This is a genomic window from Candidatus Jordarchaeum sp. (assembly GCF_052745115.1).
This window is the reverse complement of sequence record NZ_JBRAKS010000543.1, coordinates 1-1,700: the sequence shown is the minus strand read 5'-3', so window position 1 is coordinate 1,700 and position 1,700 is coordinate 1. Positions and strand designations below refer to the sequence as shown.

Below are 1,700 nucleotides of genomic sequence, written 5' to 3'. Positions count from 1 at the left end.
AACCCTTTCCGGAGTGAAAGGCGGAAATTATGCGGGCTTCTCAAATATAATTAGCATGATTATCAAGAAAGAACTTCAAACAATTTAAGAGAACATCGAACTCTACTATAGAATTCACAAATGTGCGAAAAATGGGTTAAAACAGAGATATTTGGTCTGTCCTAATGCTCATATTCACAAAACATTCACGTAGACATGAACTTTTCATGTCGGTAAATTAATATGACATTAAGCTAGAGATGTCAATTCAAAAACTAGTTCAGTTTACTCTCTTAAACAATAAAATTTGGGTGGCTGAAAAAAATGGGCCCACTTGATGGTATAAAAATTTTGGACTTGACACGTCTTCTACCTGGAGGTTACGGCACTATGCTTCTAGGAGACCTTGGAGCGGAAGTGCTCAAAGTTGAGGATCCATTCCTCGGAGACTATTTACGGTGGTTTCCTCCTCTAGTGGGGAAAGAAAGCGCAGGTCACCACCTTTTAAACCGAAATAAAAAGAGCATAACCCTCAACCTCAAGAATGATAAGGGAAGAGAAATCTTATACAAACTAGTCCAAGAATACGATGTTCTCATAGAAGGATTTAGACCAGGGGTCGTAAAAAAACTTCACATCGATTACGAAACACTAGAGAATATAAATCCTCGATTGGTTTATGTTTCACTCACCGGTTTCGGTCAGTATGGGCCTTACAGAGATCTGCCGGGCCACGACATAAATTACATTGGAATCGCGGGGATACTTGGAATCACTGGTCAGCGTAACGGGCCGCCAGTAATACCTGGTATACAAATCGCTGATCTTTCGGGTGGAATGTTTGCGGCTTTATCTATTCTTACAGGAATAATCTCCCGAGATAGGACTGGTAAAGGCCAGTACATAGATTACGCTATGCTTGATGGTGTAGTTTCCTGGCTTTCGGTCTGGGCTGCGGTATTCTTTGTAGATGGTATTAATCCTAAAAGAGGTGAGATGCGTCTAAATGGGGCCTTGCCTATTTACAACGTTTACGAAACTAAGGATGGCGAATATCTTAGTCTAGGTGCCCTAGAGGATAAATTCTATAATAACCTGTTCAGAGCAATTGGAAGAGAGGACTTAAATGGGGGCGAGTCTTTCTGGATGATGAGTCGCGATAAGTTAGACAAGGTTACAGAAGAGCTTAGGAAGATTTTCCTTACAAAAACTAGGGATGAATGGGTAAAGTTTCTCTGGGAGCACGATGTTTGCGTGGGTCCAGTTTACACTTTTGAGGAGACCTTCAACGATCCTCAAATTAAAGCGAGAGAGATGGTCACAGAGTTCGAAAACCCCGAGGTGGGCAAGCTGAAGCAGACTGGTATCCCCCTCAAATTCTCAAAAACACCAGGAGAAATCAGAGTGCGTGCGTCTCATCTTGGAGAACACACGGAAGAAATCCTTCTAAATCTGGGGTATAGTAAGGAAGAAATAAAGCATTTAAAAAATGAACAGGTGATTTAGTTGAAATATGTCATCAACACCTATTTTGATTTTTTCTTCCGACTTTTAGTATATTTTGGTATAAAAATATGATTCAATTAGTTTGAGTGCTTATAGTCTGGGGTGTTAAATCAAATTCTGAAGATTTCAAATTTTACAAATTACTTATTGGTTACTTGTTTTTGTAGAAGTTAGGGACATTTGTCACCCCTTGCTGTTAATTGGTAGGATGTCCT

Annotated in this window: 1 protein-coding gene; it reads left to right on the top strand. The window is 39.9% G+C overall.

All coding sequences use genetic code 11. The features are described from left to right. Nucleotides 1-303: 303 nt before the first annotated feature. The gene (locus tag ACUVXA_RS20650; protein ID WP_445873179.1) at nucleotides 304-1,485 is read left to right on the top strand and encodes a CaiB/BaiF CoA transferase family protein; all 1,182 of its coding nucleotides are present in this window, start codon (nucleotides 304-306) and stop codon (nucleotides 1,483-1,485) included. Nucleotides 1,486-1,700: the final 215 nt, after the last annotated feature.